Raw genomic sequence first — 13,213 nt, 5'->3', positions numbered from 1 at the left:
ATTTCGTCCACCAATAAATTCTACGAAACACGCAACTTAAAATGCGCATCTACACCGCGTGTCGCTTTATCGTTTCGGCTAACTTAATGGCATTGCACCATATTCGGCACTGGACCGACGGCGGCCCCACCGACATGAACAACCTCGTCCTGCTCTGCAGCTTCCACCACCGACTCATCCATCACAGCGACTGGGAAGTGTTCATCGGTGCCGATCAACACCCCTGGTTCGTACCGCCCGCCACCGTCGACCCCTACCGACAACCCCGACAATCACACGCCAGAGCAGGCCCGCACATCGCCTAGGCGCGCGCAAAAAACAGTCCAGCCCCGCACCGAGAACACGGTGCGGGGCTGGAAGAGGTTGTTCAACAGGTTGATCGAGCGACTCGAGAGTGCCGTCGCCTGAGGTCGGCCCGTCTTGTTTCTTCTACGCTCCGCTCAATTGGTCGACGACGTGCCGGCGTCGACCTTTGCAACAGCCTCGTCGATCATCGGCACATAGCGCTCGAGAGCCCACGGCACGGTCAGCGGGTTGATGATGGACGACCCGGTAACGAACGACTGATCTGTCGGCGCAACCACGGATCCCCGAGAGATTGCCGGGATCTGCTGATACGCAGGCTGATTCTCGGTGTCGGTGCGGTTCTGCGGATCCGAGTAGAAAGTGAAGATCAGGTCCGAATCGTTCAGCAGATTCGCGTTCTCCAAACCGATGACCGACGAGTCGGTCCCTTCGGTCTCGTCGAGAGTGTTCACCACCGGATCTACCTGCAGCCCGAGACCGCGCACCATCGCAACTCGCTGCTCGTCAGCGAGGAACACCCCGAGTGTCGCGGGGCCGGTGTTGTAGATGTACGAGAAGGTCACGTCCGCGTACTCGGGATGCTGGGCGGAGGCGTCGGCGAAACGGCTCTCGATCTTGGCGATCTCCTCGGCTGCCTTCCCTTCCTCCCCCATGGCCTTGCCGATGACGGTGATCTGGTCCTTCCAGGTCGTGGTCCACGGCTGTTCCTCGTAGGCGACCACCGGGGCGAACGCACTCATCTTGTCGAACTGATCCTGCGTCACCCCTGACCACGGGGCCAAGATCAGATCCGGTTCGAGTGCGGCAACCGCTTCGATGTCGAGTTCGGTTCCACCGATGAACTGTTCGGGCAGCTCGGCCCCCAAGTCCGTGACGGCATCGTGCACCCACGGTAGATAACCGGTGTCGTCGGCACCCCATGAATACTCTTCGACGCCGACCGGCACGGTGCCCAGTGCGATCGCCGTCTCGGCCGAACCCTGCCCGAGAGTCACGATGCGTTCGGGCTTCTCGGTGATGACGGCCTGCCCCAGAGCCGAATCGATCGTCACGGCAGCGAAGTCACCGGTGGCCTGTTGCTCCTCGGCGGTATCGGGACTCGAACACGCGCCGACCACCAGGGCCGAGACGGCCAGCGCAGACAACAGAGTCGTACGGTGGACGGTCCGTCGACCGGCCGATGAGACAGAGAACATGGCAACCTTTCGCCAGCGAGGGGACGTCGAAGTAAGAGTAGGCTAACCTCTGCCGACTCTCAAATGCGCTGCGTAGCGGACATTCGCTACGGTGGGTCCATGAGCCTTCCTCGTCCTGCCCCCGATCGGACAGCTGTCGTCACCGGAGCATCCTCGGGCATTGGAGCCGCCATTGCCCGCGAACTCGCGTCGAGAGGCCACGGCGTCACCCTCGTAGCCCGGCGCGCCGACAAGTTGGACGAGCTTGCGAACGAGATTCGCGCACGTGGCGTCCGTGCCGAGGTGTTGGCCGCAGACCTCTCCGATCGCACTGCGCGCGCCGAGTTGCTCGGCCGCATCACCGATCTCGGCCTCATTCCGGACGTGCTGATCAACAACGCCGGGCTCTCCACTCTCGGGCCGGTCGCAGAATCCGATCCGGACGCGGAAATGAACATGATCGAGGTCGACGTGGTTGCCGTCGCGGACCTCTGTATCCGCTTCCTTCCCGGCATGATCCAGCGACGCAGCGGATCACTGCTGAACGTGGCCTCGACCGCCGCGTTTCAACCGCTGCCGGGACAAGCCGGATACGGCGCATGCAAGGCGTTCGTGCTCTCCTATACGCAGTCTTTGACCGGTGAACTTCGGGGAACTGGCGTGACCGCCACCGCGCTGTGTCCCGGGCCGGTGCAGACAGGTTTCGGGGAAGCTGCCGGCTTTGCCAAAGACGATGCCGAAAAGGCACTTCCATCGATCATGTGGGTGTCTGCGGAAACGGTGGCCAAGACAGCCGTCGACGATATGAGTAAAGGCCGAATGGTGTCGATCCCAGGACCCGCAAACCGCATCGGATCGATCTTTGCGCAGATCACTCCGCGAACCTTGTTGGTTCCGATGCTCACTCGAATCCACCCGGGCCTGAAGAACGGCGCGTCCTCGTGAAGCGCGAATTCGTCGTATCCGACAGCATCGTGATCAACTCCGACGCGAACACGCTGTACGACGCGATCAGCGACCCCACCCGAACGGGCGAATGGAGCCCCGAGAACACCGGAGCAACGGTCCACGAGCCTCGCGAAAGTGCTTACGTGGGAATGGTGTTCGACGGAACCAACAAGCGGGGCCGGGCTACGTGGGTCACCCGCTGCACCGTCACCGCGGCCGACCGCGGCAAGACCTTCGAGTTTCGCGTCCACGCCATCGGGAAGAGCGCGCCGAAGATCAAGGGCGCGAACGCAACGTGGCGCTACGACTTTCAGCCGGTAGAGGGCGGTACGAAAGTCTCCGAGACCTGGACCGACGACCGCACCAAGTGGCCCAACGCCCTGGCACTGGTGTTCGACAAGATCGTCACCAGCGGCAAGACGTTCCCACAGTTCCAGCGCCGCAACATCCGCAAGACGCTGGAGAACCTGCAGAAGCTCTACGCCTGACGGGTATACAGGCCGAGAACGTACGAGGCCTGCCCGGCATGCTGCAGGTCGTCGGACACCACCGACACCAACCGCGCTCCCAGCGTGACCGGCGGGTCCCAGTTCTCGTCGACGATCCTGTCCAGATCGTCGGTCGAGATATTGCTCAGGTACGCAATGGTTTTCGAGTGCACGGCGTCGTGGTATTCACGGAGAAGCTCAGCACTGGAGGCAACCTCGGCGACGTCGGACGACGACTGCCCGTATCCGATATCGGATCGGTCGAAGGGCAGATCGAAGCGCTCGAACCACGAGTCCGAGGTCCAGACCTGCTCGCTCCCGGCCACTCCCGCAATGTGATCGTCCTGCACCCTAGTCAGGTGCCAGAGCAACCACGCGATGCTGTTGGCTTCGGAATCGGGTCGATCGGTCAACGCCGGAGTTGGGATTTCGTCCAACACCGAATGGACGAGTTCTTTGATCCGGCCGAACGCGTCGGTGAGCAAGTCGTTGTGATTCATCGAAAGTCCATCTCTCCTCCGGCAACAAATAACTATTCATACATACCCCGATGACACGGACCGGGAACATCGAGGCGGGCCGGGCGCGTTGAACTGCATATGACTGCTCCAGCAATTGTGTACACCCGCACCGGCGATTCGTCCGTTCTCGAGCCGAAGGATCGCGAGGTGAACGAGCCCGCCGCAGGCGAAGTGCGCGTTCGCATCGTGGTCTCCGGCGTCAACCCGACAGACTGGAAGAACCGAACCGGGTCAGGTCCGGGTGAAAAGCTTGCCTTCGACGAGGTGGTTCCGAACCAGGACGGTGCCGGAGTGATCGATGCGGTCGGCACCGGCGTGGACGGACTCGCTGTCGGAGATCGAGTCTGGGTGTACCTGGCCCAGCATCAGCGTCCGACCGGCACCGCGCAGCAGTTCACCAATCTTCCCGCCGACCGTGTGGTGCGACTGCCCGACGGGGTCGGATTCGACGTGGGCGCGAGCCTCGGCGTACCCGCCATGACGGCACACCGCGCATTGACCGTCTCCGAGGACGGCCCGTCGCGCTTGCATCCCGGCGCATTGGAGGGCAAGACGGTTCTCGTCGCAGGTGGTGCAGGTGCGGTCGGCCATGCCGCGATCCAGTTGGCGCGGTGGGCCGGCGCGACAGTGGTGACGACGGTCAGCAGCCCGGAGAAGGGCGCTCTCGCCACTGCTGCGGGCGCGCACCACGTGGTGAACTACAAGACCGGCGACGCAGCCGCCGAAATCCGCGAATTGGTACCCGACGGAATCGATCTGATCGTCGAGGTCGCTCCCGCGCAGAACGCCGCACTCAACGCGGCCGTGGGAGCGAACCGAGCATCGGTTGCCGTCTACGCCAACAACGGGGGCGACACCATCTCCCTCGACATTCGGCCGAACATGGTGCTCAACACCCGCTACCAGTTCGTCCTGCTCTACACCGTGGGCGACGACGCTCTACGCAACGCCGAGGCGGACGTCAGCGCGGCGGCAGCAGCAGGTGTACTGGAGGTGGGTGAAGCCACCGGCCTACCACTGCACCGCTTCCCACTGAGCGAGACCGCTGCCGCACACGACGCGGTCGAGAACGGAACTGTCGGCAAGGTACTGATCGACGTCAGCAACCAGTAAGACGAGTCGACTCAGGTGATGACCGGCAACGTGGACCATGGGAAGTTGATCCACTTGTCGGTCTCTCGCCACGAGTAGTCCGGCTGCATAATGGTTCTCGGCTTGGTGTAGATCACGGCCGATCGCACGTCGAGCGTATGCGCTTTCAACAGGTCGATCACCAGAGCCAGGGTGCGTCCGGAATCGGCGACGTCGTCGACCACGAGCAACCTCTTGCCGACGATCGCATCGGTGTCCAGAAGCGGTTCGAGCACAACAGGATCGGGCAGCGTCTCCTCGATGTCGGAGTAGAACTCGACATTGAGGGTGCCTGCTGCCTTGACGCCCATGGCGTAGGAGATGGCACCGGCAGGGATGAGTCCGCCGCGAGCGATCGCGATGACGATGTCCGGAACGAACCCGTCGTCCACGATCTTCTTGGTCAGCTCGCGCGAGGCATCTCCGAAGGTCTCCCACGTCAGCACTTCGCGTTCCGGTTCGGTCATGGAGGACCACTCTACTCAGAACCCACTTTTGCCGATCGAGCAAAAATGTTTGCGCCCGCGAGCAATAGCGTGCAGTCTCGAACCATGGCCGAACACACGCACGCACATACCCATTCCGCGGACCGGACCCACGCAGAACCGGATTTCGAGAACGGCACCTTCGACGAGGCGTTCTGGGACGACCTCTACAGCCAGCGCACCACCATCTGGAGTGGGAATCCCAACGCCGTGTTGGTTCAGGAAGCCTCGAAGCTGACTCCCGGCCGCGCCCTGGACATCGGTTGCGGCGAAGGTGCCGACTCACTGTGGCTGGCCGGTCAGGGCTGGAACGTGACCGGCGTCGACATTTCCGATGTCGCACTCGGCCGCGCTCGCGCAGCACACCAGGCACTGGACACGCAGACACTCACCGTGGACTGGCGACAGGAAGATGTTCTGGACTGGACTCCCCCGGTGGAGGCCTTCGATCTGGTGTCGGTGCACTTCCTCCAGGTGCCCCCGGACGAATTGGAACTGACCACCCGCAGGTTCGCCGCGGCTGTCGCGCCGAACGGGCGTCTTCTGATCGTCGGCCACAGCCCCAGCGACAGCCACGCATCGCAGCACCCGGCCAAGCACCGACTGTTCGCGCCGGAGCCGGTCGTCGCTGCGGCGGGCGACGGGTTCGAGGTGATTCACGCCGAGCACCGCGCCCGCACGACGCCGGACGGCGACGAGCGCACCGACACCGTGGTGGTGCTGCAGCGCCGGTAAACTAGAGCGGTGCTCTCGCAGTCGACGTATCGGATTCCCCTCGCCGTCACCTTGGTCGTCGCGCTGATCGTGCTGTTCACGCCCGCCTCGGGAGTGCCCTCGGGGTTCGAGCACAGCGACAAGATCATCCACTTCGTACTGTTCGCGGCCCTCGCGTACACGTCCCGGCTCGCCGAGATCGGCTGGGTCGGAACCGCACTCTGGGTGCTGCTGTTCGCGGCGCTCTCGGAGTTCCTGCAGGCGATCCTGCCCCTGGGACGATCCGGATCGGTCATCGATGCTCTCGCCGACGCCGCGGGCGTTGTCGCGGGCCTCCTCGCAGCGAACCGGGTTCTACCGCAGCGCGTCAGAAAAGCCCCGGACCTGCACTAGACTGACCGAGCACCGAGGTACCTCGGCCAGCGCGCACACTCCGGAAGGAACGTCATCACCTCGTCTTCTGCCCCGCACGATATCTACCTCGTTCCACCGGAGCACGAGACCAACGATGCCGTCACCCGAGAATCAGCAGCGTCCGCAGCGCGATTGAGCGAACGCTCCGACGTGGTCAGCCACGACGGCCGCTACGCACTGACCATCACCTCCACGACCCCGCACCAGGCGATGGTCGAGGATCTGTTGTTCGTCCGTGCCGTGCTCGACGCCGCACGCATCAAGTACCTGCTGGTGCGCGGTAACGACGAACGACCCGTCATTGCCATCGAGCTCGCGGCCCGTGACGCACTGACCACTGCGCTGGCGCACGCCTGCCGCGCCGAGCCGTTCTACTCCAAGACCGTCGATGCCCGCGGAAAGGCGGTGCTCGTAGCCGACGGCGCACTCTCGCCGTCCGCGAACGCGCGCATCGTGCGCCTGTACCGGCCGCGAGTCGAGCCGTTCAGCGGGTTGTACTACGGCGCGTCGACCGCGGTGCAGATCGAACTGTGGTCGTTCTCCCCGTCCGAGATCGTGCTGCCGATCGAGAACTCCCTGACGCGCCGGAACATCCGGCCCGACGAGGCAGTGCGCGGAACCGTCGAACGCTTCGGACGAACCTGGCCGACCATCGAGAACATGTTCGCCGACCACGCGTCGGACATCAATTTCGACATCGACATCGTCTTCTCCTGGGTCGACGGCTCCTCCGCCGAATTTCAGGCTCAACGCGCGCGCCGCATGGCGAACTACGTGGTCGGCGAAGGTGACGATTCAGCGGCTCGCTACCGCCAGATCGACGAGCTGAAGTACGCGCTGCGATCGATCCACCTGTACGCACCGTGGATCAGGCGCATCTTCGTGGCCACCGACTCGTCGAGACCGGCCTGGCTCGCCGACCATCCGAAGGTGACCTTCGTGCCGAGCGAGGCGTTCTTCGTCGACACCTCCGTTCTGCCGACTCACAATTCGCAGGCCGTCGAGAGCCAGCTGCATCACATCCCCGGCTTGTCCGAGCACTTCCTGTACTCCAACGACGACATGTTCTTCGGCCGCCCGGTGAGTCCGTCGATGTTCTTCTCCCCCGGTGGAATCAGCATGTTCATCGAGGCGACGACCCGAATCGGCCTGGGCTACAGCGACGCCGACCGAAGCGGCTTCGAGAACGCGGCACGAGTGAACCGTCGCATCCTGCAGGACCGATTCGGGATGACCACCACCCGACATCTCGAACACGCCGCAACACCGCTGCGGCGCAGCGTGATGCAGGAGATGGAGAACGAATTTCCGGACGAGTTCGCGTCGACCGCGGCGAGCGCCTTCCGCGCGAGCACCAACATCTCGGTGACGAATTCTCTGTACCACTACTACGCGCTGATGAGTGGGCGCGCAGTGGTCCAGAAGGACGCCAAGGTCCGGTACATCGACACCACCACCGTGGCGGGACTCGACGCGATGGAAAAACTGCTTCCCAAGCGGTCTGTCGACTTCTTCTGCCTCAACGATGGCAGCTTCCCCGAGGTGGACCTGGATCTGCGCACTCGCACCGTGACGCAGTTCCTGGACAAGTACTTTCCCATCGTCGCGCCCTGGGAACGCGAACAGCGCTAGGCGTCGCTGAAGGTCTTTCGGCGAGCACTGTCTGCGATGGTGACCCCCGCTTCGCTGAGCCTGCGCGCTGTCTCATCGGCCGACACTGCCTCTCCCACAGTGTCGTACGAGCCTGTCGGCACCACCGAATGCACGATGGTGTCGTCGTAGACGTGAACCAGGTTGTAGCCCTGAGCGCCGTCCCGTCCGCGTAATCCGCCGGCCGGCACGTTGAGATCTTGGGTGTAGCACGTGGCCGACGCCACCGAGACGGGGATACCGGCGAACGTGGCCGTGGTCGAATAATGAAGGTGCCCAGCAAGAATCGACCGCACATCCGTTCCGCGGAGCACGTCAGCCAACCGCGGCTGATCGATCAGTTCGACGAGCACCGCGAGATCGAGCACGGTCGGTACCGGCGGATGATGCATCGCGAGAATCGTGCCGAACTCTGCGGGTGTCGCGAGAGTGTCTGCCAGCCAAGCCAATTGTTCGTCGCCGAGCTCGCCATGATGGCGTCCTGGCACCGTGGTGTCGAGCGTGACGATTCGGAGGCCGTCGACGTCGTGCACCCGGTCGATGGACTGCCCGGTCGGTTCGGCGTCGAGCAGCTTCTGACGGAAGGTCGCGCGGTCGTCATGATTGCCCATCGCCCACACGATCTGCGCGCCGAGTTCCTCGGCCACCGGCTCGACCAACGCTCGCAGCTTATCGTATGCGCCCGGCTCGCCCTTGTCGGTCAGATCACCGGTGAACACCAACGCATCGGGTCGCACACCCGAATTGCGTACGTCGGTCATCACCTGCTCGAGCCGCAGTTCACTGTCCACGCCGCCGTACAACCGACCCCCGCCGTCGACGAGATGCGTATCGCTGACGTGCAGTAAGCAGTGGTGGGGACGTGGGTACTCGGCCATCCGAGACTTCATCGAACTCTCGCTCACGATCGGACCTTCGATTTCACGATCACCCGGCCGGGCAAACGCCACTGGTGCAACCCAAGCATACGAGCGTTCACTGAGAGAAAGCTGGTCGAATCTCCGCAGTGAACACCGCACGAACTCATGGCGTGTGGCAGGTTGAGATCATGACAAAACCGACATGGTCCGCAGTTCTGACGACAGCAGCACTGACCGTGGGCGCGGCGGTCGGTATCGGCGTCGCTCCGGCGGCCGCTCAGGGCTTGCCGACCGTGGTTCTCGTGCACGGTGCCTTCGCCGACAACAGCAGCTGGGACGGCGTCGCCGAGAATCTACGTGGCCGCGGCTACCACGTGGTGACCGCAGACAACTCGCTGCGTGGTCCTGCGATCGACGCGGCCTCGGTCAGCGATGTCGTCGAGAGCATCGACGGGCCGGTGATCCTGGTCGGCCATTCCTACGGCGGCACCGTCATCAGCAACGTGCATGCCGACAACGTGGAGGCGCTGGTCTACGTCGCCGCGTTCATGCCCGTCGAAGGCGAACCCGTTGCCCTCGAACTGGACCCCATCCGATTCCCGGTGACCGCGTTGATACCGCCGGTGATCGGCCTCACGATCGTCGACGACGCGTCGAACATCATCGGCAAGAACGTCGACTCGTACGTCACCCCCGCCCTGTTCCGGACGTTCTTCGCGCCCGACCTGAGCGAGGAGCAGGCCGCGCGGATGGCTGCGAACCAGAAGACGATCGCTGCCGGTGCGCTGCTCGAGCCGAGCGGCCCGCCGTCCTGGGCCGACACCCCGTCCTGGGCTCTGATTCCCCAGCAGGATCAGATCATCCCCACCTCGGCGGAGCGCTTCATGGCGCAGAGGGCGGGCGCTCAGGTCACCGAGGTGCCGGGCTCGCACGCGATCCTGGTCTCGAACCCCACCGCCGTGGCCGACCTTGTCGCCGATGCGGATTCGGGCAGCTGACGCCTCGCGAAACGACCTCGGGCCCGGCCACCGTCGATGGTGGCCGGGCCCGAGGCGTCTTCTCGGAGAGTCAGATCCCGATGAGATCGTGATCTGCGACCTTCGAGGCGAGGATGCGCAGGTGCTCGTCGGCTCCGCCGAGGGTGTGCTCGATGGCCACCAGTCGACTGGTGTAGTGCCCGACCGGATATTCGGCCGTGACGCCGATTCCGCCGTGCAGCTGAATGGCCTCCTGACCGATCTTGCGCCCGGACCGCGAGATCTGCAGCTTCGCGCGCGACGCAATGGTCGGATCGACGGTGCCGTCGGACAACGACATGGTGGCGTAGAGACTCATGCTGCGGGCGAGTTCGAGCAACACGTACATGTCGGCGGCACGGAAGGTGAGCGCCTGGAACTTGGCCAGCGGAACCCCGAACTGCTTGCGCGCCTTGAGGTAATCGGTGGTCAGCCGCAGCGACTCCTCCATGGCACCGACTGCCTCGGCGCACAGCGCGGCCTGAGCACGCACCTCGGCACCGGTGATCGCTGCCGCCGCGTTCTCGGCGGTGCCGAGCGGTTCTGCTGCGACGTCGACGAATTCGATCTGCGCGGCGCGCTGCCCGTCGTGGGTGGCGTACGACTTACGCGTGAGTCCGGTCGCGTCGGCATCGACGACGAACAGTCCCGTTCCACCGGTGGGGAGGGTGGCACTGACGACGATCATGTCTGCGCTACCGCCGTGCGGCACCGGGTTCTTCACGCCGTTGATCGACCACGACCCGCCGTCCTCGGTGGCAGAGGTCGCGACGTCGATGTTGGGCCAGCGGCTGCCGGGTTCGTTGTGCGCGAACGCCAACATCGACGACCCCTCGGCCACCGGCGGCAGCAGCCGCGTCCGCTGCTCGGCACTGCCGAGCTCGGAGATCAACCCGCCGGGGACGAGAACGGCGTCGAGAATCGGTTCCGGTGCGAGCCGTCGTCCGACCTCGGTCATCACCGCCATGATCTCCACTGGACCGGCGTCCATGCCGCCGTCTTCCTCGCTGAACGTCAGCCCGAGCAGACCGACCTCGGCCAACTGCTTCCAGACGTCCGTGCTCCAGCCGAGCTCGCCGGCAACGACCTTGTTGCGCTTCTCGGTGTCGTAGGCCCGGGCGAGCACCTCACGAGTGGTGTCGCGCAGCAGCTTCTGCTCTTCGTTGAGTTCGAAATCCATGTCTTCAGATGCTCCCTTACAGTCCGAGGATCGCCGAGGCGATGATGGTGCGCTGAACCTCGTTCGAGCCACCGTAGATCGAGACCTTGCGGTAGTTGAGGTAGTTCGGCACGGATCGCTGTGCCCATCCGTCGCTCTCGATGTCCTCGCCCGCCTCGTAAGGCAGCGAGTCTGGCCCGGCGATGTCCATCAGCAATTCGGTGGTGGCCTGCTGCAGTTCCGATCCCCGCATCTTGAGGATGGACGACGCCGGGTTCGGCTTACCGTCGTCCGAATCTTTGACCATGCGCAGCTGCGTCAGCTCGAGGGCGAGCAGTTCGTTCTCCACCTCGGCCATCTTTGCAGCGAACAAGGGATCCTCGAGCAGCGTGCCGGTGCCGACCTTCGTCTGCGCGGCGTGCTTCTTGGCCTGCCCCAGGCGCACTTTGGTGTGGCCGGCGCGGGCGACGCCGGTGCGCTCGTTACCCAGCAGGAACTTGGCGTAGCTCCAGCCCTGGTTCTCCTCGCCCACGAGGTTCTCCGCCGGGACGCGGACGTTCTCGAAGAAGACCTCGTTGACCTCCACGCTGCCGTCGACCAGCTTGATGGGACGCATCTCGATGCCGGGGGTGTCCAGATCGATCAGCAGGAACGAGATTCCGGCCTGCTTCTTCGGCGCGTCCGGATTGGTGCGTACGAGCGCGAAGATCCAGTCGGCGTACTGGCCGAGCGTGGTCCACGTCTTCTGACCGTTGACGATGTAGTCGTCACCGTCTCGAATAGCGGTGGTGCGCAACGACGCCAGGTCCGATCCGGCCTCTGGCTCGGAGAAGCCCTGGCACCACCAGATGTCCAGGTTCGCGGTCTTGGGCAGGAACTTCTCCTTGACCTCCTGGGAGCCGAAGGTCGCAATGACCGGGCCGACCATCGAGGCGTTGAACGCCAGCGGCTCGGGTACCGAAGCCAACTGCATTTCGTCGAGCCAGATGTGACGCTGCACTGCGGTCCAGTCGCGTCCGCCGAACTCCACAGGCCAGTGCGGTACCGCCAGGCCGTTCTCGTTCAGGATTCGCATGGTCGTCACCACTTCGTCCTTGCTCAGCTCCTGACCCGTCGCGTTCTTCTCGCGAATCTCGGCAGGGATCTTCGTGGTGAAGAACGTCCGCATCTCGTCACGGAACGCGGCCTCTTCTTCTGTGAGGGCAAGATTCATCGACAATCCTCCAAGCTCGTTCGCGTATCTTCGTATCGACCGTACTCCCTGGTAACTCTGGGATATTCTCCGCTCACTATGACTCTTCTGGCACTGGTTCGGCACGGTGAAACGAACTGGAACCTGCACGGGCGTCTGCAGGGCTCTTCGGACATACCTCTCAACGACACCGGACGCGCTCAGGCCCGCGAAGCGGGCTACGAACTCGAGTACCGAACATGGGACCACCTGGTCAGCTCACCGCTCGTCCGAGCAGCGGAAACAGCCGACATCATCGGCGCACATCTGGGCCTGACACGGACCGCCGAGTTCCCCGATCTGGCCGAACGGCACTTCGGCGAGGCCGAGGGATTCACCGACTGGGACGCGTACTCGCACTGGCCTAACGGCAAGTACCCGGGCTTGGAGCCGCGATCGAACCTGATCGTGCGCGGCGTGCGCGCCGTCGACGAGATCGCCGCGCGCTACCCCGACTCGGCGGTGATCGCCGTGGCGCACGGCGGCGTCATTCGCGCCATCTTCGACGCGATCAGGCGCCGGCACTCCCCCCGCATTCTCAACGCCGGCGTCTCCACCCTCGAACACGACGGTTCTCGCTGGACTGTTCGCACCATCAACGGTGTCGCGGTCTGACAGGAGGATTTTCGTCCATGGAGATCGAACGTCGCATCACCGAACTGGGCTTCGAGTTGCCCGGCGAACCGACCGCACCGCCTGGTTTCGACTTCTCCTTCGACTGGGTGCGCGTGCGCGGCAACCGGGTATTCGTCTCGGGGCATTCTCCGTTGGCACCGGACGGCACCCTGGCAGGCCCGTTCGGTGCCGTTCCGTCGCAGGTGAGTCTCGACGCCGCCACCGATGCCGCGCGTGACACCGCCCTCGCTGTCGTGGGCAGCCTCGCCCGCGCCATCGGCGATCTGGACCGCATCAGCGCATGGCTGACCGTCACCGGGTCGGTCAATGCCGACCACGGCTTCACTCAGACCACGACGGTCGTCAACGGCTTCTCCGATCTGGTGCTGGCCATCTTCGGACCCGAGGTCGGTGCCCACGCGCGCACCGCACTCGGCGTGGCAGCGCTGCCGATGAACAACGCCGTGGTGGTGTCAGCGGAGTTGGAGATCGACGGGTAG

General features: G+C 64.2%; 16 protein-coding genes. 10 read left to right on the top strand and 6 right to left on the bottom strand.

Annotated elements, in window-relative coordinates:
• The first annotated feature begins 92 nt into the window (after positions 1-92).
• A complete protein-coding gene (locus ACIGGF_RS20805; RefSeq protein WP_397523056.1) occupies positions 93-305 on the top strand; it encodes an HNH endonuclease signature motif containing protein in 213 nt (70 codons plus the stop codon).
• 135 nt (positions 306-440) lie between these two features.
• Here ACIGGF_RS20805 and ACIGGF_RS20800 read toward each other — a convergent pair whose 3' ends face one another.
• Positions 441-1,502, bottom strand: coding sequence for an iron-siderophore ABC transporter substrate-binding protein (locus tag ACIGGF_RS20800; RefSeq protein WP_397523052.1), 1,062 nt, complete (start codon positions 1,500-1,502; stop codon positions 441-443).
• A 99-nt stretch (positions 1,503-1,601) separates the two neighbouring features.
• Here ACIGGF_RS20800 and ACIGGF_RS20795 point away from each other — a divergent pair, with 99 nt between their 5' ends.
• Together ACIGGF_RS20795 and ACIGGF_RS20790 are read left to right on the top strand one after the other, a co-directional pair.
• Positions 1,602-2,426 (top strand): SDR family NAD(P)-dependent oxidoreductase, encoded by an 825-nt coding sequence (locus ACIGGF_RS20795; RefSeq protein ID WP_397523051.1) that lies wholly within the window; start codon positions 1,602-1,604, stop codon positions 2,424-2,426.
• On the top strand, positions 2,423-2,917 hold the full coding sequence (locus ACIGGF_RS20790) for an SRPBCC family protein (protein ID WP_397523050.1): 495 nt from the start codon (positions 2,423-2,425) through the stop codon (positions 2,915-2,917). Before ACIGGF_RS20795 ends, ACIGGF_RS20790 begins: the two co-directional genes overlap by 4 nt.
• Here ACIGGF_RS20790 and ACIGGF_RS20785 read toward each other — a convergent pair.
• Positions 2,908-3,417 (bottom strand): DinB family protein, encoded by a 510-nt coding sequence (locus tag ACIGGF_RS20785; RefSeq protein WP_397523049.1) that lies wholly within the window; start codon positions 3,415-3,417, stop codon positions 2,908-2,910. The two genes, ACIGGF_RS20790 and ACIGGF_RS20785, sit on opposite strands and share 10 nt — an antisense overlap.
• A gap of 99 nt (positions 3,418-3,516) precedes the next feature.
• Between ACIGGF_RS20785 and ACIGGF_RS20780 the strand changes: the two genes are divergently transcribed.
• Positions 3,517-4,551, top strand: coding sequence for an NADPH:quinone reductase (locus ACIGGF_RS20780; protein ID WP_397523048.1), 1,035 nt, complete (start codon positions 3,517-3,519; stop codon positions 4,549-4,551).
• 11 nt (positions 4,552-4,562) lie between these two features.
• Here the strand turns inward: ACIGGF_RS20780 and ACIGGF_RS20775 are convergent, their stop codons facing one another.
• Positions 4,563-5,036, bottom strand: coding sequence for a phosphoribosyltransferase (locus ACIGGF_RS20775; RefSeq protein ID WP_397523047.1), 474 nt, complete (start codon positions 5,034-5,036; stop codon positions 4,563-4,565).
• An 84-nt stretch (positions 5,037-5,120) separates the two neighbouring features.
• Between ACIGGF_RS20775 and ACIGGF_RS20770 the strand changes: the two genes are divergently transcribed.
• The 3 genes from ACIGGF_RS20770 to ACIGGF_RS20760 all read left to right on the top strand — a co-directional run bounded on the left by ACIGGF_RS20770 (position 5,121) and on the right by ACIGGF_RS20760 (position 7,814).
• Positions 5,121-5,789 (top strand): class I SAM-dependent methyltransferase, encoded by a 669-nt coding sequence (locus tag ACIGGF_RS20770; protein WP_397523046.1) that lies wholly within the window; start codon positions 5,121-5,123, stop codon positions 5,787-5,789.
• Between the two features lie 9 nt (positions 5,790-5,798).
• A complete protein-coding gene (locus ACIGGF_RS20765; protein ID WP_397523045.1) occupies positions 5,799-6,161 on the top strand; it encodes a VanZ family protein in 363 nt (120 codons plus the stop codon).
• Positions 6,162-6,314: 153 nt separating this feature from the next.
• Entirely contained in the window at positions 6,315-7,814 is a 1,500-nt protein-coding gene (locus ACIGGF_RS20760) for a stealth family protein (protein WP_397523044.1), read from the top strand.
• On the opposite strand, the gene ACIGGF_RS20755 is transcribed toward ACIGGF_RS20760, so the two are convergent.
• Entirely contained in the window at positions 7,811-8,722 is a 912-nt protein-coding gene (locus ACIGGF_RS20755; RefSeq protein WP_397523055.1) for a phosphodiesterase, read from the bottom strand. The genes ACIGGF_RS20760 and ACIGGF_RS20755 overlap by 4 nt on opposite strands.
• A gap of 158 nt (positions 8,723-8,880) precedes the next feature.
• On the opposite strand from ACIGGF_RS20755, the gene ACIGGF_RS20750 reads away from it, so the two are divergent.
• A complete protein-coding gene (locus tag ACIGGF_RS20750; protein WP_397523043.1) occupies positions 8,881-9,690 on the top strand; it encodes an alpha/beta fold hydrolase in 810 nt (269 codons plus the stop codon).
• A gap of 70 nt (positions 9,691-9,760) precedes the next feature.
• On the opposite strand, the gene ACIGGF_RS20745 is transcribed toward ACIGGF_RS20750, so the two are convergent.
• Both ACIGGF_RS20745 and ACIGGF_RS20740 read right to left on the bottom strand, forming a co-directional pair.
• Positions 9,761-10,888, bottom strand: a complete 1,128-nt coding sequence (locus ACIGGF_RS20745; RefSeq protein WP_397523042.1) for an acyl-CoA dehydrogenase family protein — start codon at positions 10,886-10,888, stop codon at positions 9,761-9,763.
• A gap of 16 nt (positions 10,889-10,904) precedes the next feature.
• Positions 10,905-12,080, bottom strand: coding sequence for an acyl-CoA dehydrogenase family protein (locus ACIGGF_RS20740; RefSeq protein ID WP_397523041.1), 1,176 nt, complete (start codon positions 12,078-12,080; stop codon positions 10,905-10,907).
• Positions 12,081-12,158: 78 nt separating this feature from the next.
• Between ACIGGF_RS20740 and ACIGGF_RS20735 the strand changes: the two genes are divergently transcribed.
• Both ACIGGF_RS20735 and ACIGGF_RS20730 read left to right on the top strand, forming a co-directional pair.
• Positions 12,159-12,713: a histidine phosphatase family protein gene (locus tag ACIGGF_RS20735; RefSeq protein ID WP_397523040.1), complete on the top strand. Its 555-nt coding sequence runs from the start codon at positions 12,159-12,161 to the stop codon at positions 12,711-12,713.
• Positions 12,714-12,730: 17 nt separating this feature from the next.
• A complete protein-coding gene (locus ACIGGF_RS20730) occupies positions 12,731-13,213 on the top strand; it encodes a RidA family protein (protein ID WP_397523039.1) in 483 nt (160 codons plus the stop codon).

This window comes from Rhodococcus sp. NPDC078407, from assembly GCF_044542515.1.
Taxonomy (GTDB): domain Bacteria; phylum Actinomycetota; class Actinomycetes; order Mycobacteriales; family Mycobacteriaceae; genus Rhodococcoides.
This window is presented reverse-complemented; position numbering and strand designations above follow the sequence as displayed.

Coding starts and splice junctions, on each gene's coding strand:
- ACIGGF_RS20800 (WP_397523052.1), bottom strand. CDS start 1,502: ATGTTCTCTGTCTCATCGGCCGGTCGACGGACCGTCCACCGTACGACT.
- ACIGGF_RS20795 (WP_397523051.1), top strand. CDS start 1,602: ATGAGCCTTCCTCGTCCTGCCCCCGATCGGACAGCTGTCGTCACCGGA.
- ACIGGF_RS20785 (WP_397523049.1), bottom strand. CDS start 3,417: ATGAATCACAACGACTTGCTCACCGACGCGTTCGGCCGGATCAAAGAA.
- ACIGGF_RS20780 (WP_397523048.1), top strand. CDS start 3,517: ATGACTGCTCCAGCAATTGTGTACACCCGCACCGGCGATTCGTCCGTT.
- ACIGGF_RS20775 (WP_397523047.1), bottom strand. CDS start 5,036: ATGACCGAACCGGAACGCGAAGTGCTGACGTGGGAGACCTTCGGAGAT.
- ACIGGF_RS20770 (WP_397523046.1), top strand. CDS start 5,121: ATGGCCGAACACACGCACGCACATACCCATTCCGCGGACCGGACCCAC.
- ACIGGF_RS20755 (WP_397523055.1), bottom strand. CDS start 8,722: ATGAAGTCTCGGATGGCCGAGTACCCACGTCCCCACCACTGCTTACTG.
- ACIGGF_RS20750 (WP_397523043.1), top strand. CDS start 8,881: ATGACAAAACCGACATGGTCCGCAGTTCTGACGACAGCAGCACTGACC.
- ACIGGF_RS20745 (WP_397523042.1), bottom strand. CDS start 10,888: ATGGATTTCGAACTCAACGAAGAGCAGAAGCTGCTGCGCGACACCACT.
- ACIGGF_RS20740 (WP_397523041.1), bottom strand. CDS start 12,080: ATGAATCTTGCCCTCACAGAAGAAGAGGCCGCGTTCCGTGACGAGATG.
- ACIGGF_RS20735 (WP_397523040.1), top strand. CDS start 12,159: ATGACTCTTCTGGCACTGGTTCGGCACGGTGAAACGAACTGGAACCTG.
- ACIGGF_RS20730 (WP_397523039.1), top strand. CDS start 12,731: ATGGAGATCGAACGTCGCATCACCGAACTGGGCTTCGAGTTGCCCGGC.